Below are 275 nucleotides of genomic sequence, written 5' to 3'. Positions count from 1 at the left end.
GGTTGCGCAGCGCGGCGATCATCTTCATCTGCGGGGAGTCGTCCTGGCGGGAGGCGAAGCGGGCGAACAGCGAGGCCGTGATGGCCGGCAGCGGCACCGCGTGGTCGATCGCGGCCTCGACGGTCCAGCGGCCCTCGCCGGAGTCCGCGGCCCAGCCCTTGAGCTCGGCCAGGTGCTCGTCGTCGTCCAGCGCCCGCACGGCCAGGTCCAGCAGCCAGGAACGGATCACCGTGCCCTCCTGCCAGCTGCGGAACACCTCGCGCACGTCGGTGACC

General features: G+C 72.7%; 1 pseudogene. It reads right to left on the bottom strand.

Annotated elements, in window-relative coordinates:
• Positions 1-275: pseudogene (locus AA75_RS29790) on the bottom strand (6-phosphogluconate dehydrogenase); the annotation flags it as partial.

Origin of the sequence: Kitasatospora sp. MBT63 (assembly GCF_000710465.2) — a bacterium.
In the GTDB taxonomy this organism is placed as follows: Bacteria; Actinomycetota; Actinomycetes; order Streptomycetales; family Streptomycetaceae; genus Kitasatospora.
The sequence above is the reverse complement of the archived record's forward strand: the minus strand, read 5'-3'. Positions and strand labels throughout refer to the sequence as shown.